The organism is Modicisalibacter coralii (assembly GCF_004117855.1).
Taxonomy (GTDB): Bacteria; Pseudomonadota; Gammaproteobacteria; order Pseudomonadales; family Halomonadaceae; genus Modicisalibacter; species Modicisalibacter coralii.
The window spans coordinates 1-26045 of record NZ_QWBW01000004.1; the positions used below are offsets into that span (position 1 = coordinate 1).

The 26045-nt window shown below is 67.0% G+C and carries 24 protein-coding genes and 1 tRNA gene; 15 read left to right on the forward strand and 10 right to left on the reverse strand.

The window, feature by feature from the left end:
* From D0901_RS00355 to D0901_RS00365, 3 genes are all read right to left on the reverse strand, one after another.
* Positions 1 to 239, reverse strand: a 239-nt coding sequence (locus D0901_RS00355) for a glutamate racemase (protein ID WP_425256161.1), incomplete at its 3' end; no start/stop codon positions are given.
* Complete coding sequence (locus tag D0901_RS00360) at positions 221 to 1129, reverse strand: LysR family transcriptional regulator (protein WP_129138307.1); 909 nt, start codon at positions 1127 to 1129, stop codon at positions 221 to 223. The genes D0901_RS00355 and D0901_RS00360, both read right to left, overlap by 19 nt.
* Positions 1130 to 1243: 114 nt before the next feature.
* Entirely contained in the window at positions 1244 to 1789 is a 546-nt protein-coding gene (locus D0901_RS00365) for a hemerythrin domain-containing protein (RefSeq protein ID WP_129138326.1), read from the reverse strand.
* A gap of 278 nt (positions 1790 to 2067) precedes the next feature.
* Here D0901_RS00365 and D0901_RS00370 point away from each other — a divergent pair, with 278 nt between their 5' ends.
* Positions 2068 to 3414, forward strand: coding sequence for a replication-associated recombination protein A (locus D0901_RS00370; RefSeq protein WP_129138308.1), 1347 nt, complete (start codon positions 2068 to 2070; stop codon positions 3412 to 3414).
* A gap of 70 nt (positions 3415 to 3484) precedes the next feature.
* Here the strand turns inward: D0901_RS00370 and lolA are convergent, their stop codons facing one another.
* Complete coding sequence (lolA, locus tag D0901_RS00375) at positions 3485 to 4120, reverse strand: outer membrane lipoprotein periplasmic chaperone LolA (RefSeq protein ID WP_129138309.1); 636 nt, start codon at positions 4118 to 4120, stop codon at positions 3485 to 3487.
* A 140-nt stretch (positions 4121 to 4260) separates the two neighbouring features.
* Entirely contained in the window at positions 4261 to 7590 is a 3330-nt protein-coding gene (locus D0901_RS00380; RefSeq protein WP_325051818.1) for a DNA translocase FtsK, read from the reverse strand.
* Positions 7591 to 7810: 220 nt separating this feature from the next.
* Between D0901_RS00380 and aat the strand changes: the two genes are divergently transcribed.
* From aat to infA, 3 genes are all read left to right on the forward strand, one after another.
* On the forward strand, positions 7811 to 8524 hold the full coding sequence (gene aat / locus D0901_RS00385) for a leucyl/phenylalanyl-tRNA--protein transferase (protein WP_129138310.1): 714 nt from the start codon (positions 7811 to 7813) through the stop codon (positions 8522 to 8524).
* Entirely contained in the window at positions 8517 to 9254 is a 738-nt protein-coding gene (locus D0901_RS00390; protein ID WP_129138311.1) for an arginyltransferase, read from the forward strand. The genes aat and D0901_RS00390 overlap by 8 nt, the downstream gene beginning before the upstream one ends.
* Positions 9255 to 9380: 126 nt before the next feature.
* Complete coding sequence (gene infA, locus D0901_RS00395; RefSeq protein WP_013332816.1) at positions 9381 to 9599, forward strand: translation initiation factor IF-1; 219 nt, start codon at positions 9381 to 9383, stop codon at positions 9597 to 9599.
* Between the two features lie 211 nt (positions 9600 to 9810).
* Here infA and clpA read toward each other — a convergent pair whose 3' ends face one another.
* From clpA to D0901_RS00410, 3 genes are all read right to left on the reverse strand, one after another.
* Positions 9811 to 12075, reverse strand: a complete 2265-nt coding sequence (gene clpA, locus D0901_RS00400) for an ATP-dependent Clp protease ATP-binding subunit ClpA (RefSeq protein WP_129138312.1) — start codon at positions 12073 to 12075, stop codon at positions 9811 to 9813.
* A 96-nt stretch (positions 12076 to 12171) separates the two neighbouring features.
* Entirely contained in the window at positions 12172 to 12564 is a 393-nt protein-coding gene (gene clpS, locus D0901_RS00405) for an ATP-dependent Clp protease adapter ClpS (RefSeq protein ID WP_129138313.1), read from the reverse strand.
* A 213-nt stretch (positions 12565 to 12777) separates the two neighbouring features.
* On the reverse strand, positions 12778 to 15012 hold the full coding sequence (locus D0901_RS00410; protein WP_129138314.1) for an NADP-dependent isocitrate dehydrogenase: 2235 nt from the start codon (positions 15010 to 15012) through the stop codon (positions 12778 to 12780).
* Between the two features lie 277 nt (positions 15013 to 15289).
* Between D0901_RS00410 and D0901_RS00415 the strand changes: the two genes are divergently transcribed.
* The 9 genes from D0901_RS00415 to D0901_RS00455 all read left to right on the forward strand — a co-directional run bounded on the left by D0901_RS00415 (position 15290) and on the right by D0901_RS00455 (position 24041).
* Positions 15290 to 15886, forward strand: coding sequence for a pseudouridine synthase (locus tag D0901_RS00415; protein ID WP_129138315.1), 597 nt, complete (start codon positions 15290 to 15292; stop codon positions 15884 to 15886).
* A complete protein-coding gene (locus D0901_RS00420) occupies positions 15883 to 16332 on the forward strand; it encodes an NUDIX domain-containing protein (protein ID WP_129138316.1) in 450 nt (149 codons plus the stop codon). The genes D0901_RS00415 and D0901_RS00420 overlap by 4 nt, the downstream gene beginning before the upstream one ends.
* A 73-nt stretch (positions 16333 to 16405) precedes the next feature.
* On the forward strand, positions 16406 to 17554 hold the full coding sequence (gene mnmA / locus D0901_RS00425; RefSeq protein WP_129138317.1) for a tRNA 2-thiouridine(34) synthase MnmA: 1149 nt from the start codon (positions 16406 to 16408) through the stop codon (positions 17552 to 17554).
* Positions 17551 to 18186, forward strand: a complete 636-nt coding sequence (gene hflD / locus D0901_RS00430) for a high frequency lysogenization protein HflD (RefSeq protein ID WP_129138318.1) — start codon at positions 17551 to 17553, stop codon at positions 18184 to 18186. Before mnmA ends, hflD begins: the two co-directional genes overlap by 4 nt.
* 64 nt (positions 18187 to 18250) lie before the next feature.
* The gene (gene purB / locus D0901_RS00435) at positions 18251 to 19621 is read left to right on the forward strand and encodes an adenylosuccinate lyase (protein ID WP_129138319.1); all 1371 of its coding nucleotides are present in this window, start codon (positions 18251 to 18253) and stop codon (positions 19619 to 19621) included.
* A 211-nt stretch (positions 19622 to 19832) separates the two neighbouring features.
* Positions 19833 to 21020 (forward strand): cupin domain-containing protein, encoded by a 1188-nt coding sequence (locus tag D0901_RS00440; RefSeq protein WP_129138320.1) that lies wholly within the window; start codon positions 19833 to 19835, stop codon positions 21018 to 21020.
* On the forward strand, positions 21017 to 21451 hold the full coding sequence (locus D0901_RS00445; RefSeq protein WP_129138321.1) for a GNAT family N-acetyltransferase: 435 nt from the start codon (positions 21017 to 21019) through the stop codon (positions 21449 to 21451). The genes D0901_RS00440 and D0901_RS00445 overlap by 4 nt, the downstream gene beginning before the upstream one ends.
* 337 nt (positions 21452 to 21788) lie before the next feature.
* The gene (locus D0901_RS00450; protein ID WP_129138322.1) at positions 21789 to 23387 is read left to right on the forward strand and encodes an isocitrate lyase; all 1599 of its coding nucleotides are present in this window, start codon (positions 21789 to 21791) and stop codon (positions 23385 to 23387) included.
* 186 nt (positions 23388 to 23573) lie between these two features.
* The gene (locus tag D0901_RS00455; protein WP_129138328.1) at positions 23574 to 24041 is read left to right on the forward strand and encodes an outer membrane lipoprotein; all 468 of its coding nucleotides are present in this window, start codon (positions 23574 to 23576) and stop codon (positions 24039 to 24041) included.
* Positions 24042 to 24167: 126 nt separating this feature from the next.
* Here the strand turns inward: D0901_RS00455 and D0901_RS00460 are convergent, their stop codons facing one another.
* Both D0901_RS00460 and D0901_RS00465 read right to left on the reverse strand, forming a co-directional pair.
* Positions 24168 to 24326: a YqaE/Pmp3 family membrane protein gene (locus D0901_RS00460; protein WP_129138323.1), complete on the reverse strand. Its 159-nt coding sequence runs from the start codon at positions 24324 to 24326 to the stop codon at positions 24168 to 24170.
* A 109-nt stretch (positions 24327 to 24435) separates the two neighbouring features.
* Positions 24436 to 24696, reverse strand: a complete 261-nt coding sequence (locus D0901_RS00465; RefSeq protein ID WP_129138324.1) for a hypothetical protein — start codon at positions 24694 to 24696, stop codon at positions 24436 to 24438.
* Between the two features lie 349 nt (positions 24697 to 25045).
* Here D0901_RS00465 and D0901_RS00470 point away from each other — a divergent pair, with 349 nt between their 5' ends.
* Complete coding sequence (locus D0901_RS00470; RefSeq protein ID WP_129138325.1) at positions 25046 to 25453, forward strand: CBS domain-containing protein; 408 nt, start codon at positions 25046 to 25048, stop codon at positions 25451 to 25453.
* 231 nt (positions 25454 to 25684) lie between these two features.
* Positions 25685 to 25760: transfer RNA gene (locus tag D0901_RS00475), tRNA-Gly, on the forward strand.
* Positions 25761 to 26045: the final 285 nt, after the last annotated feature.

The window sequence follows — 26045 nt, forward strand, 5'->3', positions numbered from 1 at the left end:
GCCAGGGTGCTGGCGGTATTGCAGGCCACCACCAGCACGGCGGCGCCACTGACCCGAACCGCCTCGCGACACACGGCGGTGATCCGCTCGACCAGCCAAGCATCGGGCTTGGTGCCGTAGGGCAGCATGGCATTGTCGCAGACATAGGCCAGCGTCGCCGCCGGGAGCCGCTCGCGAATCGCCGCGGCCACCGACAGCCCGCCGACACCGGAGTCGAAGATCAGGATCGGGCCGGCCATGGCGCCTCGCGGTGAAAGTGCGTGACCAGGGACGCGATCAGCGCCGACAGCCGTGCCGGCACCAGGCCGCAATCGGCGCAAAGCAGAACGACACCCAACGCCGGCACGGCGAAGCCCTCGAGGACCCGGGTCAGGCGCCCCTGCGCCACGTCCGGCTCGCCCAGGAAGGCTGGCTTGTAGACCAGCCCCATGCCACGGGCCGCGGCCTCGACCAGCGCGCGTCCGTTGTTGCAGGTCAGCACCGGGCGGACGGGGTAGCGCCTGAGGCGCCCGTCGACCTCGAAGACCCAGTTCGGGCCCTCGCGCTGCAGGCTGTAATGCAGGCAGCGATGGCCGCTCAACTGGTCCGGATGCGTCGGCTCGCCGTACTCGGCCAGATAGGCGGGCGCCGCATAGACCCCCACCGGCATGCTCAGCAGCCGCCGCGCGATCAGGCTCGAGTCGTCGAGTTCGCCGATCCGGATGGCCAGGTCGAAATCCTCGGCCACCAGATCGACACAACGATCCTCGAGCATGACGTCGAGCTGGATCTCCGGATGGCGATGCTCGAACGCCTGCAGCGCGGGGATCAGCTCGCCCACCCCGAAATCCAGCGGCGCCGAGAGCCGCAAGCGGCCACGCAGCTCACCGCGCTGCTCGCCGAGCCCCGCCTCGAGCTCATACAACTCGTCGAGCAGCCGGGACGCCCCGTGCAGGTAACGCTCGCCTTCGGCGGTGAGCTGCAACCGCCGCGTGGTGCGCGTCAGCAGGCGCACCCCCAACTGGCGTTCGAGCCGCGCCACCTGCTTGCTGACCATGGCGTTGGACAGGCCCAGCTTGCGCGCACCGCCGGCAAAGCTCCCGGCCTCGACCACCGCACGAAAGGTCTGCATCGCCTGAAGGCGGTCCATCGTCGTCCCTCACCCCGCTCGTAGGCCGCCTAGTCTACCGCAGCCCGCCGGGCTTGGCCCAACGCCTTGCGCACGCCACGAATACTGGTTACTTTTACAGTATAACCACACCTTTCAGGTCAACGGCGACGGCGCCTCGCGGAATTCGGCGTACAGTTCGGAATACGCCTCCTGCAGGCGTGCCAGTTCCTGCTCGGCGCCCTCCGGCAACGCCCTGGCCAACTGGTCGAGGTCAGCGTCGTCGAAGTGATCGCGAATCAGCGGAAAGAGTTCCTCGCGTTCGGCACGCAGGTAGGCACGGTGGGCATCCAGGTAGGCCTTGAGGTCATCGGCGAAGCGATCCATGGGCACCACGGCATCCATCAGGATCATGTCCAGACTCTCGGACAGCCGCATCAGCCGCTGATGCAGCGCCTCGTAATCGGCGGTGAGACGGGCGATCAGATCCTCGACACCGGAAACGCGGGCGATGAGACGCTCGCCGCAGATCTGCTCGAGAGGCACGGTGAAGCCTTTCATGTAGTCGAGGATGTAGTCGACGACCTCACGAACCAGCTGGAAGTTCGGCCGCTCGCCCTCGTCCAGCGTCTTGTGCTTGAGCGACAGCACGTGCAACAGACGCGCCATGTTGGCATGGTCCTGGCGCAATTGGTTGAGCATGGGCATGGGGGGAGCCTCCTCTGCTAGAGCATTGACCGACAGGGGGGAGCACTGGACTCATCCGTTACCGTGCCTGAAAAATGCCGGCGCTCGCCAGTGTTTCGGACACGGCCCGGTTAAGGCGATACCTCGCGACGCGCGATTGTCAGCGGACGACGAACGGCGCAGGGCACTGTCCTTCGGCCCGTCGACTGTATAAAACTAGTGGCAAAGACGCCGTTGTGCCCGTTGAATGACACCCCAGGCACCCACTTCGCACGACGAACCGACGATTCATTATGGACCTTTTCAGCCAATCGGCAGACGCCGACAGCGCGCCGCTCGCCTTTCGCATGCGCCCGCGACGCCTCGACGACTACATCGGCCAGCAGGCGCTGGTCGGGCCCGACAAGCCGCTGCGCCGCATGGCCGAGAGCGGCCAGTTGCGCTCGATGATCCTGTGGGGCCCGCCCGGCGTCGGCAAGACCACGCTCGCCGACATCCTCGCCGCGGCCTCCCAAGCCAATCTCGAGCATTTGTCGGCGGTGATGGCCGGGGTCAAGGAGATCCGCGCCGCCGTCGAGCGGGCCCGCGCCGCCCAGGCCCGGCAGCAACGCACGGTGCTGTTCCTCGACGAGATCCACCGGCTCAACAAGAGCCAGCAGGACGCCCTGCTGCCCCATGTCGAATCGGGACTGCTGACGCTGATCGGCGCGACCACCGAGAATCCCTCCTTCGAGGTCAACTCGGCGCTGCTCTCCCGGGCGCGGGTCTACGTGCTCAGGAAGCTCGACGAAGCGGATCTGATCGAGGTGCTGCAACGCGCGCTCGACGACCCGCAACGCGGTCTGGGCCAGCGCCGCATCCAGGCCGACGCCGAGGTGCTGACGACCCTCGCCCGGGCCAGCAGCGGCGATGCCCGACGCGCGCTGGGCCTGCTCGAGACCGCCTGCGACTTCACCCGGACGGACGGCGATCGCGAGCGGCTGACGCGCGACGCCCTCGAGGAGGTACTCGGCCATCAGGCCAGCGCCTTCGACAAGCAGGGCGATCACTACTACGACCTGCTCTCGGCCATCCACAAGTCGATTCGCTCCTCGCGGCCCGACGCGGCGCTGCTCTACATGGCCCAGTTCATGCAGGGTGGCGGCGACCCGCTGGACGTCGTCCGCCGCCTGGCGGCGATCGCCTCGGAAGACGTCGGCAACGCCGAACCCCGCGCCCTGCCCCTGGTCATGGCCGCCTGGGACGCCTATCTGCGGCTCGGCGATTACGAGGGCCAGCGGGCCATCGCCCACGCCGCCATCCATCTCGCCGTGGCCCCCAAGAGCAACGCCATCGACCGCGCCTGGAAAGGCGCCAAGGGCTTCGTCGCCGAGCACCCCGATTTCGAGGTGCCTACCTACCTGCGCAACGCGCCGACCAAGTTGATGGCCTCACTGGGTCACGGCGAGGGCTACCGCTACGCGCACAACGAACCCAACGCCTATCCCGCCGGCCACGCTCACGACTGCTGGCCCGACGAGTTGCCGGCAACGACCTTCTTCGCCCCCAGCGAGTACGGTCAGGAGAAACGCTTCAAGCAGATGCAGGCCTGGCGCGCCGAGCTCGACGCCCAGGCCGATCGCGGCACCGAAAGCACCTGAGCCGCGCACGAAAAAGACCCCGGTCGCGCACACCGCGACCGGGGTCCTGACAGTACCGCGAGAAGCCCGTTCAGCCGGCTTCGCGAATCACGTCGGCACCGTCGGGAATCTCGAACGTGAAGCGCGACGCTTCCAGCCTCGGGTTGGTCTCGACCTCGTCGAAGCGGATCGCCGTCTGCTGCCCGGTGCTGTCGGTCATCCGCAACCCGGCCAGTTGCTCGCCGCGGAAGGTCAGCTTCAGCGACTCGAACAGGGTATCGGGCGTCTTGGGAATCAGCGTGAAGGTTTCCGCCGCCCCCTGCTGCGTGCGCGAGACCTTGTAGCTGTCGGTCAAGGCCGCGCTGCTGCCGGACAGCAGCAGGGCCGGCGTGTGCGTGACCCGCTTGTCGAGGGGCTGCACCGTGACCTGATCGAGGTCGGGGTCGTACAGATAGACCTGATCGCCGTCCGAGACCACCTCCTGGCGATAGGGGGCGTCGACCTCCCAGCGGAACTTGCCGGGGCGCGACAGCCACATGCGGCCCTTGGCTTCCTGCAGGCGATTGCCGCTGCCGTCGAGGATCTGCTGATCGAAATCGGCCGCGTAGGTCTTGAGCGGATCGAGCAGGTGGGTCAGACGCTGCGCCGCCGCCTCGTCGGCACTCGCCGCCAGCGGCATCATCAGCAACAGCGCACCGAGCACCGCCAGACTCTTGAACAGTTTCATGCCGTCTCCTTGGTCGTCGACTCTCATCGGACGGCGCTGGCCGCCGTCCCTTCCATGGACAGCCTGCACGCCGTCGGGTTGCAACGGCGTCGCGGCTTCCTCATTGCTTGCACAGGCGTACCGGCCCGCCCCGCGACGGCTCAATCGCCGACGGGCGGCGGCGCCAGCACCTCGCGGCTGCCATTGGTGCCCATCGACGATACCACGCCGGCCGCTTCCATCGCCTCGACCAGCCGCGCGGCGCGGTTGTAGCCGATCTTGAAGCGGCGCTGCACGGCGGAAATCGAGGCCCGGCGCGACTCGGTGACGAACATCACCGCCTCGTCGTAGAGTGCGTCCTGTTCGGCATCGTCGCCGTCGCCTCCGCCGCCCTCGGCCTCGAGACCGGTCAGGGCATCGGCGGAAACACCCCCGGTGAGGATCTCGTCGATGTATTCCGGCTCGCCGCGCCGCTTCCAGTCCTCGACCACGCGGTGCACCTCATCGTCGTCGACGAAGGCGCCGTGAACGCGGGTCGGCATGCCCGCCCCGGCGGGCAGGTAGAGCATGTCGCCGTGACCCAGCAGCGCCTCAGCGCCGCCCTGGTCGAGGATGGTGCGCGAATCGACCTTGGACGAGACCTGGAAGGCCATGCGCGTGGGGATGTTGGCCTTGATCAGACCGGTCACCACGTCCACCGAGGGCCGCTGGGTGGCGAGGATCAGATGGATACCGGCGGCACGGGCCTTCTGCGCCAGCCGCGCGATCAGTTCCTCGACCTTCTTGCCGACGATCATGAACATGTCGGCGAACTCGTCGATCACCACCACGATGTAGGGCAGCTTCTCGAGGACCGGTGGCTGTTCGTGCATCTGCCACGGCTGCGGCTCCCACAGCGGATCGGCGACCTGGGCGCCGGCCCGCTCGGCCTCGTCGAGCTTGGCATTGAAGCCGGCGATGTTGCGCACGCCCATCGCCGCCATCAGCTTGTAGCGTCGCTCCATCTCGGCGACGCACCAGCGCAGGCCGTTGGCGGCTTCCTTCATGTCGGTGACCACCGGCGCCAGCAGATGCGGAATGCCGTCGTAGACCGACAGCTCGAGCATCTTGGGGTCGACCATGATCATCCGCACGTCTTCCGGGCTCGCCTTGAGCAGCATCGAGATCAACATGCCGTTGACCCCCACGGACTTGCCCGAGCCAGTGGTACCGGCCACCAGCAGGTGCGGCATCTTGCCGAGGTTGGCGACCACCGGCGCGCCGCCGATGTCGTGGCCCAGGGCCAGCGTCAGCGGCGAGGCGGCCTGCTGATAGGCGTCGGAGTCGATCACCTCGCGCAGGCGGATCATCGCCCGGTTGGGGTTGGGGATCTCGATGCCCACCGTGGGCCGCCCGGGAATCACCTCGACCACGCGCACGCTCTTGACCATCAGCGAGCGCGCCAGGTCCTTGGCTAGGTTGCTGATCTTGGAGACCTTCACCCCCGCCGCCGGCTTGATCTCGAAGCGCGTGATCACCGGCCCCGGCCAGGTCTCGACCACCTCCGCCTTGACGCCGTACTCGCGCAGTCGCGTCTCGAGCAGCTCGGCCATGTCGGCCAGTTGCTCCGGCGTGTAGTTGGGCTGCTGCGGGTCGGGCGGCGTGAGCAGGCGCAGCGACGGGAACTCGCCATCCGGCTCGGGCAGGTCGTCGAGTACCGGTCGCTGATTCTGCAGATGCTCGACCGTCCACAACGCCGGCCCCTCCGGTTCGCGGGCCGCCTCGCGAGCCTGCTCGGCACTCGCCATGCGGGGCTCGTTCCGGGGCGTGACCTGCGTGCCGGTCGACCGCGTGGAAGGCGTTTCGGCAGCACGCTCGGGGGTCCAGGGCGGCGCCGGGGTCGCCTCCTCGTCGCCGGAGGCCGTCGCCGATAGCAGCGACGGGGCCGGCTCGCTGGATGGCGCCGGCGGAGGAGCGTCCCACGGCGACTCGGGCGGCCCGGCAGCGGGCGGCTCGCTGGTCGCCGGGTCGGTACGTTCATCGCCGGAATCAGTGGCAGCCGTCACGGACGGTTCGTCCCGTGGGGGCACCGTAGCGTCTTCGCGGTCCACCGCAGGCGGCGCCTCCGCCGGGGCACTCGCGGCCGGCGCCGAGGGCCTTTCCGCCGGGGCGGCATGAGGCGGCTGGCGGGCATCGGTCATGATCGGCCGCGAGATGGGCGCCGGGATCTCCGGCTCGTCATCGTCGGGCAGAATCGGCTCGGGCGGTGCCATGCCGGGCGTGGTGCGCGCTGGCTCGCGCTCGCCGGTGCGGTCGAGCTCGGGTTCGCGGCGGACCCGCTCGTGCGGGGTCGCATCGGGGCCGGCCGGGCGTGACGGGGCCGGCGCGTCGGCATGCGACCGTTCGGCCGTCGGCGCAGGCGCCTCGGGTGGCGTGGCGGTCTGCGGGGAAGAAGGCCGCGTGAAGGCCTCCCGGGCACGCGCCTCCTGCGCGGTATACGCCGCCTCGGGCCGCTTGGCCGAGGGCGTCTGCTCGGGGACGTCCCAGGGGATGTCGGTGCCGCTCTCACGGGCCTGCCAGGACGGCGCGTCGTCGGCGTCCGCCTCGCCCGGATACCCGCCGAGATCGGGGCCCAGTTGCGGCTCCATGCGCTGACCGCCGGCCAGCGCCGGCTCGCCCTGCCAGGCTTCCTCGCGACCGCGGCCCAGCCAGCGCTTCCACCAGGGGCGGGCGGCACCGGTCTCGCCGTCCGCCGGGCTCTCGTCCGCTACGGCGTCGTCGGTCGCGGCGCGGTTCTCGGCGGTCTCCGGCGTGTCGTCCGGCTCGCCACGGCGGTTCAGCGAGTCACGCGCGCCCCCGAACTGGCGGGCGATCCACTGCAGCCCGGCCTGGACGCGCAGGCCCAGTTCGTCCATCACCGTCAGCCAGGAGAGCCCGGAGAACAGCGGAAAGCCGGCCAGGAATGCCGCCAGGGCGATCAAGGTCGCCCCTCGCAGGCCGACCAGCGGCGTCAAGGCTTCACCGAGCCCCTCGCCGAGGATCCCCCCGGCCTGGTAGGGCAGTTCGCTGTCGGGGTTGAAAAAGTGCAGCGCCCCCAGGCTAGTGGTGGCCAGCAGCAACAGCACCAGACCGCCCGCACGAACCGCCAGGGCCGTGGCGTCCCACTCCAGGCGCACCTCGCGCCGACGCATCAGCCGCCAGGCGGCGAAGCCCAGCATCCCCGGCCACCACAACGCGCTGGCCCCGAACAGCGAGTACAGCACGTCGGAAAGCCAGGCGCCGATCGGCCCCATCCAGTTGCTCACCGCCTGCTCCGGCCCGCTCTGCGACCAGCCCGGATCGGCGGGCGAATAGCTGAACAGCGACAACAGCAGGAACACGCACGCCGCCAGCAACACGATGATCACCCCTTCCCGGGATGCCCCCTGCAGGCGCAGCCCGAAACGACGCGCCCGCTCCCGGGCCTGGGACGCGGCCTGCCGACGCCCTCGGGTCCTCTTCTCGACACTCAAAAGGCCTACCCCCTTGCTGACTCCGCCGGTCTCGCCACGGGGCCGAGCCCGCGCCGCGAGACCCTCGTCTCGATATGCCCGCCATCATACCGAGCCTGGGCCATCGGGCACAGGGGCCGGGACGCGGGAATCGCCCGGCAGCCCGGCGGGGCATTGAGTTGACGGGTTAGCGACGGCAAACTTGGCGGGCATCGACGGCCGATCTGCGAGACAACGCTCCATGCTGCCCTGGTTACCGGCCCGCCCGGTTCGCTTCCCGCCCACCGAGAGCGCCCTCCACGACCCCGACGGGCTGCTGGCGGCGGGCGGCGCCTTGACGCCGGATTGGCTGCTGGCCGCCTATCGTCGCGGCATCTTTCCCTGGTTCTCCGACGACCAGCCGATCCTGTGGTGGAGCCCCGACCCACGGATGGTGCTGTTTCCCGATGAAATCCGTATCCGCCGCAGCCTCGCCAAGCGCCTGCGCAACGGCGGCTTCCGGGTCACCCGCGACCAGTGCTTCGCGGCCGTGATCGCCGCCTGTGCCGAGACGCGCGCCGAGGGCACCTGGATCACCCCGCCCATGCAGGCCGCCTACCGGCGTCTGCACGACCTGGGCCACGCCCACTCGGTGGAGGTCTGGCGGGGCGAGCACCTGGTGGGCGGACTCTACGGCGTCGCCCTGGGTCGCGCCTTCTTCGGCGAGTCGATGTTCAGCCGCGAGAGCGATGCCTCGAAAGTCGCCCTGGTCCACCTCGCCCGGCATCTTGCCGACCAGGGCGGCGGGCTGATCGACTGCCAGATGCACACCGCGCACCTGGCCAGCCTGGGCGCCCGCGACATCGCCCGCCGCACGTTCATCGACTATCTTGACCAGTATGCCGCTCTGCCGGCAGACCCATGGCCGCTGGCCCCGTCATTCCGTTGCCATCCGGGAGGCCCAGAACGTGAGTAGTAGCGCGCCGCAGCAGCCGGCACGGGACCTGCGCTTCTTCCTGACGGTGCCCCATGCCTGCAGCTACCTGACGGGACGAGAGGCCACGACGCTGTTTCTCGACCCCCAGGAGTCACCCGGACAGGGCGTCTACGATGCCCTCGCCCTGCTGGGTTTCCGCCGCAGCGGGCGCCACCTGTATCGCCCCCACTGCGAAGGCTGCAGCGCCTGCATTTCGGTGCGCATCCCGGTGGACGACTTCACCGCCAGTCGCACCCAGCGCAAGCTCTGGCGCCGCAACGCCGACCTGGACCTGCACGAGCGCCCGGCCACCTTCGACCCGGAGCACTATGCCCTCTACGCGCGCTATATCCGCGCCCGCCACGCCGACGGCGACATGTATCCGCCCAGCCACGAGCAGTACCGGACCTTTCTGACCCTGGACCACCCCTACGCCCGACTGCTGGAATTCCGCCTGGCTGGCCGGTTGCTGGCGGTGGCCGCCATCGACATGCTGGGCCACGGCCTGTCGGCGATCTACACCTTCTTCGACCCGGCCCCCGAGTTCACGCGGCGCTCGCTGGGCACCTATGCGGTGCTGCGTCAGGTGGAAATGGCCCGCCAGCGAGGGCTGGCTCATGTCTACCTGGGTTACTGGATCCGCGAATCGACGAAGATGAACTACAAGCAGGCCTTCCAGCCCCTCGAATTCCTTGACGGACGTCACTGGCGCCGAGCCATCCCGCTGTAGAGAGCGGGAATTTTTGCCTTGACGCGCGGCATGCGGCAGAATATCGGGCTATCTTGATCAGCGACGACGCTGCCCTTCGGCAACGCGTCCCGCTGTGACTGTCGCAACCATCGAGGATTCGCCTATATGGCACGAGAAGATCATATCGAAATGGAAGGCGTCGTCGTCGACACGCTGCCCAACACCATGTTCCGCGTCGAGCTGGAAAACGGTCACGTCGTGACGGCTCACATCTCGGGCAAGATGCGCAAGAACTACATCCGCATCCTGACCGGTGACAAGGTCAAGGTCGAACTGACCCCCTACGATCTGTCCAAGGGTCGTATCGTCTACCGCTCGCGTTGAGCGCTGCCCTGCGCCATCGGCGTTCAGGGTCTCCCTTGTCTGACCCGGTTCCGGGTTCCGGCCACCGCCCTGCGTTTCCAAGGCCCCTGCTCCGCCAGACGCCTGCGCGCACCGCCGTCTCGCTTCCATGAAAAACGCCCCGTCATCGACGAGGCGCGGTAGTGATGCCGATACCGGGAGACGGCGCTTCAGCCGCTCCCGGCGAAGGCGTTCAGGCCACTTCGGCTTCGGTGGCCAGGTGCAGCTCGTCGGCTTCCACCGAGACGTGAACCACGCCACCATTCTCGGCAAGCTCCCCGAACAGGATCATTTCAGCCAGGGGCTTCTTGAGCTTCTCCTGAATGACCCGCGCCATCGGGCGCGCGCCCATCTCGGGATCGTAGCCCTTCTCGGCCAGCCAGGCGCGCGCCGATTCGTCGACGTCCAGCTGGACGCGCTTCTCGTCGAGCTGGGCCTGGAGTTCGACCAGGAACTTGTCGACCACGTTGCGTACCACCTGCGGCGCCAGACCGTGGAACTGGATGATGCCATCCAGGCGGTTGCGGAACTCGGGCGTGAAGGTCTTGCGAATCACCTCCGAGCCATCCGTGGAGTGGTCCTGGGTCTGGAAGCCGATGGAGCGGCGCGCGATCTGCTCGGCCCCGGCGTTCGAGGTCATGATCAGGATGACGTGACGGAAGTCCGCCTCCCGGCCGTTGTTGTCGGTCAGCCGGCCATGGTCCATGACCTGCAGCAGCAGGTTGAAGACCTCGGGGTGCGCCTTTTCGATCTCGTCGAGCAGCAGCACGCAATGCGGCTGCTTGGTGATCGCCTCGGTGAGCAGGCCGCCCTGATCGTAGCCCACGTAGCCCGGCGGGGCACCGATCAGCCGCGACACGGTGTGGCGCTCCATGTACTCGGACATGTCGAAGCGCACCAGCTCGATGCCCATCAGCTGCGACAGCTGGCGGGCGACCTCGGTCTTGCCGACCCCGGTCGGACCCGCGAACAGGAAGCTGCCCACCGGCTTGTCGGGTGACTTGAGACCGGCCCGCGAGAGCTTGATCGCCGAGGCCAGGCTGTCGATCGCCTCGTCCTGACCGAACACCAGCATCTTGAGGTCGCGATCGAGATTGGAAAGCAGCTTGCGATCCGAGGTCGAGACGCTCTTCGGCGGGATCCGCGCGATCGACGCGACCACGGCCTCCACCTGTTCGGTGTCGATGGTCGACACCCGCACTTCCGGCGGCAGCAGCCGCTGGTGCGCGCCCGCCTCGTCGATCACGTCGATCGCCTTGTCGGGCAGATGACGGTCGTTGATGTAGCGATCCGCCAGGCGCACCGCACTGTCGAGTGCGCTGTCGGTGTACTTGAGCTGATGATGCTCCTCGAAGCGGCCGCGCAGCCCCTTGAGGATGCGGATGGTGTCCTCCACCGACGGCTCGAGGACGTCGACCTTCTGGAAACGCCGCGCCAGGGCGCGATCCTTCTCGAAGATGCCGCGGAACTCCTGGAAGGTGGTCGAGCCGATGCAGCGCAGCTCGCCCGAGGAGAGCAGCGGCTTGAGCAGGTTCGAGGCGTCCATGACGCCACCCGAGGCGGCACCGGCGCCGATCACGGTGTGGATCTCGTCGATGAACAGGATCGAATTGGGCTGCTTCTTGAGCTCCGCCAGCAGCGACTTGAGCCGCTTCTCGAAGTCGCCACGATACTTGGTGCCGGCGAGCAGCGCGCCCATGTCCAGCGCATAGACCACCGCATCGCTGATCACGTCGGGGACGTCCTCCTCGACGATGCGCTTGGCCAGGCCTTCGGCGATCGCCGTCTTGCCGACCCCGGCCTCGCCCACCAGCAGCGGGTTGTTCTTGCGACGCCGCGCCAGGATCTGCACGGTGCGCTCGAGTTCGTGGTCGCGGCCGATCAGCGGATCGATCTTGCCGAGCCGCGCCTGCTCGTTGAGGTTGGTCGCGTAACCGGTCAACGGATGGGCATTGCCTTCGCTCATACCCTCTTCACCCTCCTCGGCGTCCTGGGACGGCGACGGGTTCTGGCCGTGACCGGCCACCTTGGAGATGCCGTGGGCGATGTAGTTGACCGCATCCACGCGCGCCACGTTCTGCTGCTTGAGGAAGTAGACCGCCTGGCTCTCCTGCTCCGAGAAGATCGCCACCAGCACGTTGGCACCGGTGACTTCGGACTTGCCGGACGATTGCACGTGGAACACCGCACGCTGAAGCACGCGCTGGAAGCCCAGGGTCGGCTGGGTCTCGCGATCCTCCTGTTCCTCGGGGATCAGCGGCGTCGTGGAATTGATGAAATCCTGCAGGTCGGAGCGCAACTTGTCGAGGTTGGCTCCACAGGCGCGCAGCACGTCGGCTGCGGACGCGTTGTCCAGAAGGGCCAGCAGCAGATGCTCGACGGTCATGAATTCATGACGCTTGGAGCGCGCCACCGTGAAGGCCGTATTCAGGGTGAGTTCAAGTTCTTTGCTCAGCATGGCAGTCCCCTTCTCGCCGCCTAGGGCATGTCGGCACTTTCACAATCGGGCACTTTGGGCGGTTTGGCAACCCCCAGACTGTGACGTTGCCTGGCGTCAGTCGGCCCTGTCGATGTCACACAGCAATGGATGCTGGCACTCGCGTGCATACTCGTTGACTTGATGACTCTTGGTTTCCGCGATGTCGCGGGTAAAGATGCCGCAGGTCGCCTTGCCTTGGGTATGGACCGCCATCATGATCTGCACGGCCTTCTCGTGATCCATGTAGAAGAAGGTCTGCAATACCTCGACGACGAACTCCATCGGGGTGTAGTCGTCATTGTGAAGAACCACCTTGTAGCGCGGCGGCTCCTCCAATTCCGGATCCGTCGGCTTGACCGCGAGGTCTTCCTCACCCTCCTCTTCGGTCCCGGGCGGCCGCGTCATCCCGGCGCGGATCGGCTGCGCCAGTGACGGGGACGTTCCGGGATGCAATACCACGGCGGTCATCGACATTCTCTCGTCTCTATTGAACATAAGAGCCAGAATCCATCTCTACAAGCCGGGAGTGCCGCATGACGCATTGCTTGAGACGTCGAGAAACTCCCGGGGTTCCCTTCAAGATGCGGCCCGCGGGGCATGCTTGCAAGGGGGCTAACGAAAATCCCCCGCTCGCGAAGCGAGCGGGGGATGCGGTCACGGGCCCGGCGGGCCGGGGGTGGTTCAGCCCTTGGCCACGACGTCCAGCGCCTGATTCAGGGTCGCGCTGGGGCGCATCGCCTGACTGGCCCGGTCGTGATCCGGATGGTAGTAGCCATGGATGTCGACCGGCTTGCCCTGGACGCCGTTGAGTTCGTCCATGATCTGCGACTCCTTCTCCTCGAGCGTCTTGGCCAGCTCGGCGAACAGCGACTTCAGCTCGGCATCGTCATCCTGGGACGCCACCGCCTGGGCCCAGTAGAGCGCCAGGTAGAAATGGCTGCCGCGGTTGTCGATCTCGCCGACCTTGCGCGAGGGCGACTTGTTGCTGTCGAGGAACTGACCGTTGGCCTTGTCCAGCGCCTCGGCCAGCACACGGGCGCGGGCGTTGTCGAAGGTCTTGCCCAGGTGCTCGAGCGAGGCGGCCAGCGCCAGGAACTCGCCCAGCGAGTCCCAGCGCAGGTGGTTCTCTTCCAAGAACTGCTGGACGTGCTTGGGCGCACTGCCGCCGGCGCCGGTCTCGAACAGCCCGCCACCATTCATCAGCGGCACGATGGAGAGCATCTTGGCGCTGGTGCCCAGCTCCATGATCGGGAACAGGTCGGTCAGGTAGTCGCGCAGCACGTTGCCGGTGACGGAGATGGTGTCCTCGCCGGCGCGAATCCGCTCCAGCGAGAAGCGCATGGCGTCTTCCGGCGACATGATGCGGATGTCCAGGCCGTCGGTGTCGTGATCCTTCAGGTAGTGCTCGACCTTCTCGATCAGCTGCGCGTCGTGGGCCCGCTTGGCGTCGAGCCAGAACACCGCCGGGGTGTCGCTGTCGCGGGCGCGGGTGACGGCGAGCTTGACCCAGTCCTGGATCGGCGCGTCCTTGGTCTGGCACATGCGCCAGATGTCGTCGCGCTCGACCTCGTGCTCGAAGAGCACCTGGCCGTTCTCGTCGGTCACGCGCACGGTGCCGTCGGCGGGGATCTGGAAGGTCTTGTCGTGGGAGCCGTACTCCTCGGCCTTCTGCGCCATCAGACCGACGTTGGGCACGCTGCCCATGGTGGTCGGATCGAAGGCGCCGTGCTTCTTGCAGTCCTCGATCACGGTCTGGTAGATGCCGGCATAGCAGCGGTCCGGAATCACCGCCTTGGCATCGTGCAGGGCGTCATCGGCGCCCCACATCTTGCCGGAATCGCGGATCATCGCCGGCATCGAGGCATCGATGATCACATCGGAGGGCACGTGCAGGTTGGTGATGCCCTTGTGCGAATTGACCATCGCCAGCGGCGGCCGCTCCTTGTAGAGCGCCTCGATGTCGGCCTTGATCGCGTCCTGCTGCTCGCTCGGCAGCTTCTCGATGGCAGTGTACAGATCGCCGATGCCGTTGTTGGGGTCGAAACCGGCCTTGTCGAGCAGATCGGCGTGCTTGTCGAGCACCTCGCGGTAGAACTCGGACACCACCATGCCGAACATGATCGGGTCGGAGACCTTCATCATGGTCGCCTTGAGGTGCAGCGAGAACAGCACGTTGCGCTTCTTGGCATCCTTGATTTCGCTGTCGATGAAACGGCTCAGACGCCGGCTGCTCATCGCGGCGCCGTCGACCACTTCGCCGTCGAGCACCGCGACCTTGTCCTTGAGCACCGTGTGGGTGCCGTCCTTCTGCAGCAGCTCGATCTTGAGGCTGCCGGCCTGGCCGATCACCGCCGACTTCTCGGTGTCGTAGAAGTCGCCCTCGGTCATGTGGGCGACGTGCGACTGGGAGTCGCTGGACCACTCGCCCATGCGATGCGGATGCTTGCGGGCGAAGCGCTTGACCGACTGCGGGGCACGGCGGTCGGAATTGCCCTCGCGCAGCACCGGGTTGACCGCACTGCCCTTGGCCTTGTCGTAGCGCGCCTGGATCGCCTTCTCGTCGTCGTTCTTGGGATCTTCGGGATAGTTGGGCAGCTTGTAGCCCTGAGCCTGAAGCTCCTTGATGGCGGCCTTGAGCTGGGGCACGGAGGCGCTGATGTTGGGCAGCTTGATGATGTTGGCTTCGGGCTTCTGGGTCAGCTCACCGAGCTCGGCCAGGTCGTCGGCGATACGCTGGTCTTCGCTCAGGTAGTCGGGAAACTGCGAGATGATGCGACCGGCCAGAGAGATATCGCGGGTTTCGACCTCGATGCCGGCGGGATCGGTGAAGGCATCGATGATCGGCAGCAGGGAGTGGGTCGCGAGTGCAGGGGCCTCATCGGTGAGCGTATAGATGATTTTCGGCGCTTTGGACATCGTTGCGTTAACCTCTCTGTGTCGCTGCGATTGCAAGAAATCGGGGTCCGGGCGAATCGACGTCGCTGCCGCCTGGGGAAAGCGGCGACCCGGCGCGTCCGATTGCCATGAACTGTGTCCACGCAGGCGCTCGGCCCATCGTTGCAGACAGGGGCCCGGGATGCCCTGGTTCGCGTGTCGGCGATGGTACCCCTGCGGTCGCGCCGCAGTATAACAGTGCAGGCCCCTATCCGCATGAACAATGTCGACAATTCGCCACGCCGCGAGCCGCAACCTCATGAGTGACCTCTATCTACTGCACAAGCCGTTCCAGATGCTCTCCCAGTTCACCGACGACCAGGGCCGGGCCACGCTCGCCGAGGTCATCGACGTCCCCGGCGTCTACGCCGCCGGGCGACTCGACTACGACTCCGAGGGGCTGCTGCTGCTCACCGACGACGGCGCCCTGATCCGGCGCATCAGCGATCCGCGCCACAAGCAGCCCAAGACCTACTGGATACAGGTCGACGGCGAGCCGGACGATGCCGCTCTCGAGGCCCTTCGCCAGGGCGTCGTGCTCAACGACGGGCCGACCCGCCCGGCCCAGGTGCGGCGCATCGCCCCGCCCGACGTCGGCCCCCGTCACCCGCCGATCCGCGAGCGTCGCGACATTCCGACCCGCTGGCTGGAAATCACCCTGCGCGAGGGGCGCAACCGCCAGGTTCGGCGCATGACCGCGCACGTCGGCCACCCCACCCTGCGGCTGATCCGCGTGGCGATCGGCGCCTGGCGGCTCGACGGCCTCGCCCCGGGTCAATGGCGCCGCGAGACGCTGCACGCCCCGGTGGCCCCAGGCCGGCCACGTCAGCCGCGCCGCCGGAGACGCTCGTCATGAGCCGCTGGGCACCCCGGGTGACCGTGGCCACGGTGGTCGAGCGCGGCGGCCGCTATCTGCTGGTGGAAGAGGATCGCGGCGGGCCGCTCAGCGAGTTCAACCAGCCCGCCGGCCACCTCGAACCGGGCGAGACGCTGGCCGACGCCGCCCGTCGCGAGACCGCCGAGGAGAGCGCCTGGCAGGTCGCGATCACCGACTACCTGGGGCTCTATGTGTTCACCGCGGCCGACGGGCTGGTCTTCCACAGCCACGCCTTCGTCGCCACGCCCCTGGCCTGGCTCGACACGCCGCTCGACACGGGCATCCTCGCCGCCCACTGGCTGACGTACTCGGAAATCGACGATCTCGAGCGCGCCGGACGGCTGCGCAGCCCGCTGGTGGCGCAGCGCCTGCGCGATCTGCGCGGCGGGCGAATCTACCCGCTGGCGGTGATCCGCGAACGCTGACGCTCGAAGCCGCAAGCCGCTTTCGGGTATAATCGCGCGCAATCTTTCATCGACTTGCCAACCGAGGGTGACCATGTCGTCTCAATCCCCGGTGTCGTCCGGTTCCGCGACGCCCGCCGCCCAGCGCAAGGTGATCGTGGGCATGTCCGGTGGCGTCGACTCCTCCGTCTCGGCCCTGCTGCTGCTCGAGCAGGGCTATCAGGTCGAAGGCCTGTTCATGAAGAACTGGGACGAGGACGACGGCACCGAGTACTGCACCGCCAAGGAAGACCTGGCGGATGCCCAGGCGGTGTGCGACAAGCTGGGCATTCCCCTGCACACCGCGAATTTCGCCGCCGAATACTGGGACAACGTCTTCGAACACTTCCTCGCCGAGTACCGCGCCGGGCGCACCCCCAACCCGGACGTACTGTGCAACCGCGAGATCAAGTTCAAGGTGTTCCTCGAATACGCCGAGATGCTCGGCGCCGATGCCATCGCCACCGGCCACTATGTGCGCCGCGGCGAGCGCGACGGCCGGGTGCGCCTGCTCAAGGGGCTCGACGCCAACAAGGACCAGAGCTACTTCCTGCACGCCGTGCCCGAAGCGGCCATCGCCCGCACCCTGTTCCCGGTCGGCGAGCTGGAAAAACCCCGCGTGCGCGAGCTGGCCGAGCGTCACGACCTGATCACCGCGCGCAAGAAGGACTCCACCGGCATCTGCTTCATCGGTGAGCGGCGCTTCCGCGACTTCCTGCAGCAGTACCTGCCGGCCCAGCCGGGGCGCATCGAGACACCCGAGGGCGACGACATCGGCGAGCACATGGGGCTGATGTACTACACCCTCGGCCAGCGCCAGGGGCTGGGCATCGGCGGGCTGGCCGACTACCCGGACGCCCCCTGGTACGTCGCCGCCAAGGATCTCGACCGCAACGTGCTCGTCGTCGTGCAGGGCAAGCATCACCCCCTGCTCTACAGCGACGCGCTGACCACCGAGCCGATGGACTGGATCGCCGGACAGGCGCCAGCCGGCGAGGCACGCCTCACCGCCAAGACGCGCTATCGTCAGGCCGACGTACCGTGCCGGGTGCGCACCCGCGACGACGGCGGCGTCGAGGTGATCTTCGACGAACCGCAGCGCGCGGTGACCCCGGGGCAATCGCTGGTGCTCTACGCCGACGACGTCTGCCTGGGTGGCGGCGTGATCAACGCCACCTGGCAACGGGAGACGCTCGCCGCATGAATGCCACGCCCATCCATTCGGCGCCCGACGATCCCGTTTCCCGGCAGACCCTGGCACTGGCCGGCGTCTTTCAGGCCGCGACCCTGGTCGACCAGCTGGCCCGCCAGGGCCAGTGCGACCCGCGCGCCTGGGAAACCCAGCTCCACGCCACGCTGGATACCGATCCGGCGAGCTTCGAGGCCATCTACGGCGGCCACCCCAACAACCTGCGCCAGGGGCTCGACACCCTCGGCGCGGTGGTCGCCCGTCGCCGGGTCGACCCCAATGTGCTGCGCTACGCCTTCACGCTGCTGATGCTGATGCAGAAGCTGCGCCAGCAGCCGCAGATGATGGACACGCTCGGCGAGCGTCTGGCCCGCGTCCAGGGCCAGGCCGAGCACTTCGGCGAGACCCACGAGAACGTCGTGGCCAGTCTCGGCGAGCTGTACCAGGACACCATCTCGACGTTTCGCCAGCGTATCGTGGTCCAGGGCGACCCCGGCCTGCTCCAGCAGCGGATGATGCCCGAGCGGGTGCGTTCCGCCCTGCTCTCGGGCATCCGCTTTGCCCTGCTCTGGCACCAGCAGGGCGGCCGGCGCTGGAAGCTGCTGTTCCAGCGCGGCGCCATGAAGAAGGCCCTCGAGCGACTCTGACCGCCCTTTCCCGCAACCGACGGCGCCGGCCGAGCCAGGCGCCCCGACTCACCGGACGATTACCATGCAGCTTGAGCTCTCCGCGCTGACCGCGCTCTCTCCCGTCGACGGCCGCTACGCCGCCAAGGCCGAGGCCTTGCGCGAACACTTCAGCGAGTTCGGCCTGATCCGCGCCCGCGTCACCGTCGAGGTGCGCTGGCTGGAACGCCTCGCCGCCCATCCGCAGATCGTCGAGGTCCCGCCGCTGTCCGCCGGGGCGACGAAATTCCTCGGCGAACTGGTCAGCGGCTTCTCGGTCGCCGATGCCGAGCGCATCAAGGAGATCGAGCGCACCACCAACCACGACGTCAAGGCGGTGGAATACTTCCTCAAGGAGAAAGTCGCCGAAGTCCCCGAGCTGCATGCGGTCACCGAGTTCATCCACTTCGCCTGCACCAGCGAGGACATCAACAACCTCTCCTACGGCGTGATGCTGCGCGACGGCCTGGATACCCTGCTGCCCACCCTGCGCGAGGTGGTCGACGCCGTCGAACGCCTGGCCCACGAGCACGCCGACCAGCCGATGCTCTCGCGCACCCACGGCCAGACCGCCACGCCCACCACGCTGGGCAAGGAGATGGCCAACGTCGCCTATCGCCTGAAGCGCCAGCTCCGCCAGATCGAGGCCGCCGAGATCCTCGGCAAGATCAATGGCGCGGTGGGCAACTACAACGCCCACCTGGCGACCTACCCGGAGATCGACTGGGCGGAGAACGCGCGCACCTTCGTCGAAGGGCTGGGGCTGAGCTTCAACCCCTACACCACCCAGATCGAGCCCCACGACTACATCGCCGAGCTGTTCGACGCCTTCAGCCGCTTCAACACCATCCTCATCGACTTCGATCGCGACGTCTGGGGCTACATCTCGCTGGGCTACTTCAAGCAGAAGACCGTCGCCGGCGAGATCGGCTCGTCGACCATGCCGCACAAGGTCAACCCGATCGACTTCGAGAATTCCGAGGGCAACCTGGGGCTGGCCAACGCCATCCTCACCCATCTGGCCCAGAAGCTGCCGATCTCGCGCTGGCAGCGCGACCTGACCGACTCCACGGTGCTGCGCAACCTGGGCATCGGCCTGGCCTACGGCCTGATCGCCTACCACGCGACCCTCAAGGGCGTCGGCAAGCTCGAGGCCAACCCGCAGCGCCTGGCCGAGGACCTCGACAACAGCTGGGAGGTGCTCGCCGAACCGATCCAGACGGTGATGCGCCGCTACGGCATCGAGAAGCCCTACGAGAAGCTCAAGGAACTGACCCGCGGCAAGCGCATCGACCAGGCCGGCTTCGCCGCCTTCATCGATACGCTGGAGCTGCCGGATGCGGTCAAGGCCGAGCTCAAGGCGCTCTCGCCGGCCACCTATGTCGGCAATGCCGCCGAGCAGGCGCGCCAGCTGTAAGCGCCGAGCGCCGAGCGCCGAGCGCCGAGCGCTCGTAGGGTAAGCGGCGCCGGGGACAGGCCTGGAGAGGGTCTTTTTCCAAGGATGGAAAAAGTAGCGCCCGAGGAAGGGTTCACAGCGCCCTCGTACAGGCCTGTTGCCGGAAAAGCCGCGACTCGAAACCACCAACTCCCTTCCCACGACTTCAGTATTTCGTCAAGAGGTGGTACCCATGTCCCCCGACTCCCCCCTCACCCTGCTCGGCGGCCGCTCGGTCCGCGATTTCCTGCGCGAGTACTGGCAGAAGAAGCCCCTGCTGATCCGTGGTGCCTTTCCCGACTTCGTCTCGCCCCTCTCCCCCGAGGAGCTCGCCGGACTGGCCTGCGAGGAAGGCGTCGAGTCGCGCCTGGTCGAGGAGCACGGGCCCGACGGCCCCTGGCAGGTTTCCCACGGCCCCTTCGACGAGGCCACCTTTTCCCGGCTGCCGGCACGGGACTGGACGTTGCTGGTGCAGGCGGTGGATCACTACGTCCCCGAGGTCGACGCCCTGCTCGAGCACTTCCACTTCCTGCCGCGCTGGCGGCTCGACGACATCATGATCAGCTATGCCCCGCCCGGCGGCAGCGTCGGCCCCCACGTCGACCAGTACGATGTCTTCCTGCTGCAGGCCTCGGGCACGCGCCACTGGCAGCTCGGCGGCCTGGTCGCCGACGAGGCGCCGATCGTGCAGGGTATCGACCTGAAGATTCTCGAGCATTTCACGGTCCAGCCCGGCCAGGACTGGCACCTCGAGCCCGGCGACATGCTCTACCTGCCGCCGGGGGTCGCCCATCACGGCGTCAGCGAGTCCGAGGACTGCCTGACCTTCTCGGTGGGCTTCCGCGCGTTGTCGGCCGACGAGTCGATCACCTCGTTCGCCGACTATCTCGGCGAGCAGTTGCCCGACTCGCTGCGCTACGCCGATCCCGACCTGGAACCCGCCACGCAGCCCGGCGAGATCGACGACGCGGCGCTGGCACGCATGCGCCGGCTGATCCTCGAGACGCTCGATGATCCGAGCCAGCTCACCCAGTGGTTCGGCCGGGCGATGACCCAACCCAAGTACCCCGACCACCCGGTGCCGGCGGAAGAGACGACGGACGTCGATGCCCTTGTCGCCGCACTACAGGCCGGCGAGACGCTCGAACGCACCCCGGGGTCGCGCTTCGCCCATCGCGATCACGGCGAAAGCCGGGCGACACTGTTCGTCGACGGCGATGCCCACGACTGCGACAGCACGCTTGCCGCCCGGATCGCCGGCGACGAGCCGCTCGACGCCGACACGCTCCCCCTGCCCGGCGCGCCGGCACTGCTCGCCGAGCTGCTGCAGCGCGGCAGCCTCGGCTGGCCGCTGGCTCCCGACGACGAGGACGACACATGAACGAACGGCGACTGCACATCGAGCGTGGCGACTGGCAACGCCTGGGCCCGCTGGCCGCCGAGATCCGCCGCCGCGTGTTCATCGACGAACAGGCGGTGCCCGAGGCCGAGGAATGGGACGGGCGCGATCCGGAGTGCGTGCACTTCCTCGCCTGGCACGAAGCGACGCCCGTGGGCACCGCACGGTTACTGCCCGATGGTCATGTCGGGCGCGTGGCGGTACTGCCCGACGGTCGCGGTCTGGGCATCGGTCTCGCCCTGATGCGCGAGGCGATTCAGGCGGCACGCGATCTCGGCCACGCCAGCATCGAGCTGGCCGCCCAGACCCACGCCCTGGATTTCTACCGCCGACTGGGTTTCGAAGCCCATGGCGAACTCTTCCTCGACGCCGGAATTGCGCACCGCAACATGCGCCTGTCGCTGAACGACTGATTTTGCGGCGGTTTCCCGTCACGGCGAAAGACGACTACAGGGCGGCGGCAAATTTGCGCGTCTTGTAGTCATGCTACAACCCTCCCTGCCTCCAAGTGATGATTGTTGAGCCCCGTGGTTGTGGGCCATATTGCATTGCAAGACGAGATTAAAACATTCGTTTTAACCCTGCCTTGTAGTCGAGGGCCAACGAATGCCACTCGTCCGAAACGCGAGATTGTCGGCAACGCCGACAGTGTGAATGGGCTCCCGGCAGCACGTGAAATTCGCACCTGCAACAAACGGCGCCGGCCCCTAACGCGAGAGACGACTACGCCGCCACTGACGAGGATTCGCCATGACCCGCTATCAGGATACGCTCAACACGCTCAACGAGCTGCGCGACGGCCAGGCCGGCCGCTGGGACAACATCAACCCCGAGTACGCCACCCGGATGCGGATCCAGAACCGCTTCCGCACCGGCCTCGACATCGCCCGCTACACGGCCTCGGTGATGCGCCGCGACATGGCCGAATACGATGCCGACCCGTCCCGCTACACCCAGTCGCTGGGCTGCTGGCACGGTTTCATCGGCCAGCAGAAGATGCTCGCCGTCAAGCGCCATCACGGCACCACCGCCAAGCGCTACCTGTACCTCTCCGGCTGGATGGTGGCGGCGATGCGTAGCCAGTTCGGCCCGCTGCCCGACCAGTCGATGCACGAGAAGACCGCGGTTCCGGCGCTGATCGAGGAACTCTATACCTTCCTGCGCCAGGCCGATGCCCGTGAGCTGGGCCATCTGTTCCGCGAGCTCGACGCGGCCCGCGCCAAGGGCGATGAAGTCGGTGCCCGAGCGGTTCAGGAGCGAATCGACGACTTCGAGACGCACATCGTGCCGATCATCGCCGACATCGATGCCGGTTTCGGCAACGAGGAAGCCACCTACCTGCTGGCCAAGCGCATGATCGAGGCCGGGGCCTGCTGCATCCAGATCGAGAACCAGGTATCGGACGCCAAGCAGTGCGGCCACCAGGACGGCAAGGTCACCGTGCCCCACGAGGACTTCATCGCCAAGCTCAACGCGGTGCGCTATGCGTTCCTCGAACTGGGCGTCGAGGACGGCGTGATCGTCGCCCGGACCGATTCGCTGGGGGCCGGCCTGACCCAGAAGCTGCCGGTCAGCAAGGAACCCGGCGACCTGGCATCGCAGTACAACGGTTTCCTCAATACCGTGCCGATCTCCGGCGCCGAGGACATCTCGGAAGGCGACACGGTGATCAAGCTCGACGGCGATTTGCGCAAGCCGCTGCGCCTGGCCAACGGCCTCTATCGCTTCCGCCCGGGGACCGGCGAGGACCGCGTGGTGCTGGACTGCATCACGGCGCTGCAAAACGGCGCCGACCTGCTGTGGATCGAGACCGAGAAGCCCCACGTCGCCCAGATCGCCGGCATGGTCCAGCGCATCCGCCAGGTAGTGCCCGATGCCAAGCTGGTCTACAACAACTCGCCGTCGTTCAACTGGACGCTCAACTTCCGTCAACAGGTGTTCGATGCCTGGGAACAGGAAGGCAGGGACGTCTCGGGCTACGACCGCAGCCAGTTGATGAGCGCCGATTACGACGACAGCGAACTGGCCGCCCTGGCCGACGAGTGGACGCAGAACTTCCAGCGCGACGCCGCCCGGGAAGCGGGGGTCTTCCACCACCTGATCACCCTGCCCACCTACCATACCGCCGCGCTGTCCACCGACGAGCTGGCCCAGGGCTACTTCGGCGAGCAGGGCATGCTGGCCTACGTCGAGAACGTCCAGCGCCGCGAGATCCGCCAGGGCCTGCCCTGCGTCAAGCATCAGGACATGGCCGGCTCCAACCTCGGCGACGACCACAAGGAGTACTTCTCCGGCGAGGGTGCGCTGAAGGCCGGCGGCAAGGCCAACACCATGAACCAGTTCGCCTGAACGCATCACCACCCACCGCCCGACAGCGGGAAGGCCTGGCCTTCCCGCTGTTTTCGTCGTCCAGCGGCCCACCGTGCGACGCAGGCTCGCACCGATCGACGCAGACGTGGTCAAATGCCGAAGAGCGGGTTAAACTGAATTATCAAACACTGTTTTCAATGCAGAATGGAGAGACTGGGTATGAAGCTGACGCGTTATCTGCCGGTGGTCGCCATGGGCCTTCTCACCCTGGGCGGCTGCGCCAACAGCGACCTCTATTCCGGCGACGTCTATCGGGGCAGTCAGGCCAAGTCCGCGCAATCGGTCGCCTACGGCACCATCGTCTCGGTGCGTCCGGTACGCATCCAGGCGGACGACCAGGACAGCGGCGTGCTCGGCGGTCTGGGCGGCGCGGTGATCGGCGGGCTGCTGGGTAATCAGATCGGCGGCGGTTCGGGCCGGCAGATCGCCACCGCGGCCGGCGCCATCGGCGGCAGCGTGGCGGGCAAGAAGATCGGAGACAAGGCCAACCAGGTCGACGCCTACGAACTGGAGATTCGCCGCGATACCGGCAATACCGTGGTGGTGGTGCAGAAGGCGGATCGTGACTGGCAGCCCGGCCAGCGGGTCCGGCTGATTGGCAACGGTTCCAACATGAGCGTGGCACCCTACTGATCCTCGGCCGCCTCGTGCCTGGCAGACACCAACGCCAGTCGGCTGCCGCCGACTGGCGTTTTGCATGGCAGACTCTCCGCGGGGGCTTCTCTCGCCGCGTGTGTCACACGGGCGACACCATCCGGGTCAGCGCCGGGCGATGATCCACACCGCATGGATGATCCCCGGGATATACCCCAGGATGGTCAGCAGGATGTTCAACCAGAAGTGCAGACCGAGCCCTACCTGCAGAAAGACCCCCACCGGCGGCAGGATGATCGCGAAGATGATACGAATGACGTCCATGTAAAAGCTCCCTTTCCTGGGTCAATGCCCCTCACCGAGAGGATCGAGGCGTGTTCCATGATTTCAAGATAGCAGTGCGCTCGGAGCGCGTCGTAAGTGTTCGTCGGGCTCAGCGCTCCTCGCCCGACGCGTCATCTTCCTGGGCCCGATGAGCCGCCGGATCGATCTTGCGGGTCAGGTGATCGGCGCCCTCGGCCAGTTCCTGATGGTGGCGCTCCCAGTCCTCCCAGTCATGCGGCGTACCGCTACGGGGGCGCTGGCTCCCGGCCTGACGCGCGCGCTCCCAGGCCAGTTCCTCCAGCGTATTGGGGCGCTGTTCCTCACGATCGAGGTTGATGCCCTGCTTGGCCAGATAATCTCGTGCATTCATCGGTGACCTCCTGGGACTTGCCCGGGTGTTCGGCCTGGAAGCGTCTCTTGACGCTCTCTCCAAGCCCTCGCGACACGTTGATCGCCATGGCCTTGCCATCAATGATGATAGTGGGGACGACGGGCGCCCTGGACAAGGGGGCGCAGGATGGCCCGGGCCGTCGACGCGCGAACGCCGGTTGCCGTGGTCGGGCGTTGAATCGCATCGCCGCAGCCGCCGTCGCGAGACGCTATCTTTCCACTGAGCGGGCGAGAAAGCCCTCGCCGGCAAGGATCCACCGACCGGGCACGAGGCCCGGCCGACCGCGAAGCCACGGGGCCGAGACGCCCTTCGGCAGGAGGCATGCGCCATGTCCACCAAGGCTCCCACCACCATCCGCGAGATCATGTCCCACGACTGCTACCGGGTCACCGGCAACACCTCGGTGGCCACGCTGGTCGCCGGCCTGGCCCTGCACCGGCTGCCCGGGGCACCGGTCGTCGACGAACGCGACCACCTGATCGGCTTCGTCTCCGAAATGGACGTCATGGGCAAGCTGCTCGACAGCGCCTATTACTGCGACGAGCCGGCACCGGTTCGCGACCTGATGCGCCACGAGGTACTCACCGTCACGCCCAACAAGAGCATCACCGACCTCGCCCAGGAAATGCTGGGCACCAAGCCCAAGGTCTACCCGGTCGTCGAGGGGGAACGTCTGGTGGGCATCGTCACGCGACGCGACGTGGTCAGCGCCATTCTGCAAATGCGCGGCCACTGACCGCCGGCTGAACTAAAAAAACCGCCACATCGGGACGATGTGGCGGTCAAGGGATCGAATTGCAGTAAGCAAAGACGCAATCTTCAGCGACTGCTGGAAAATCGCGCTTGTCCCTGTGACCACGGTTCGGCGAAAATTCTCCCGGTTTCCGAAAATTTTCTCGTATCAACGTGTAATCGCCCGGCGAGACTTGTCAGCCTGGGCGATGATTCATTATCATCCCTGCGCCGAGCGGGTATAGCTCAGTTGGTAGAGCATCAGCTTCCCAAGCTGAGGGTCGCGAGTTCGAATCTCGTTGCCCGCTCCATTTTACGGTTCACTCAAGTTTGCTCCTCATCGCCACCCCGCATCAAGCCTTGATTCCTCGCCTTTTTCCTGTTCATTCGTGTTCGCCGGTTGGCGTGCGTATGGTAGCCACGGCTGTATGGGGTCGTGTATGTTGGCTTTCCCAGCCACCGACACCATACACCGACGCATGAAACGCAAAGCCATCAAGCGCCGCCCGCTGGCGGATACCGTGCTGTCCACCCTGGAGCCCGAGGAACGCGAGTACCGCGAATCCTACGGCATGGATCGCCTCTACTTCGTGGTC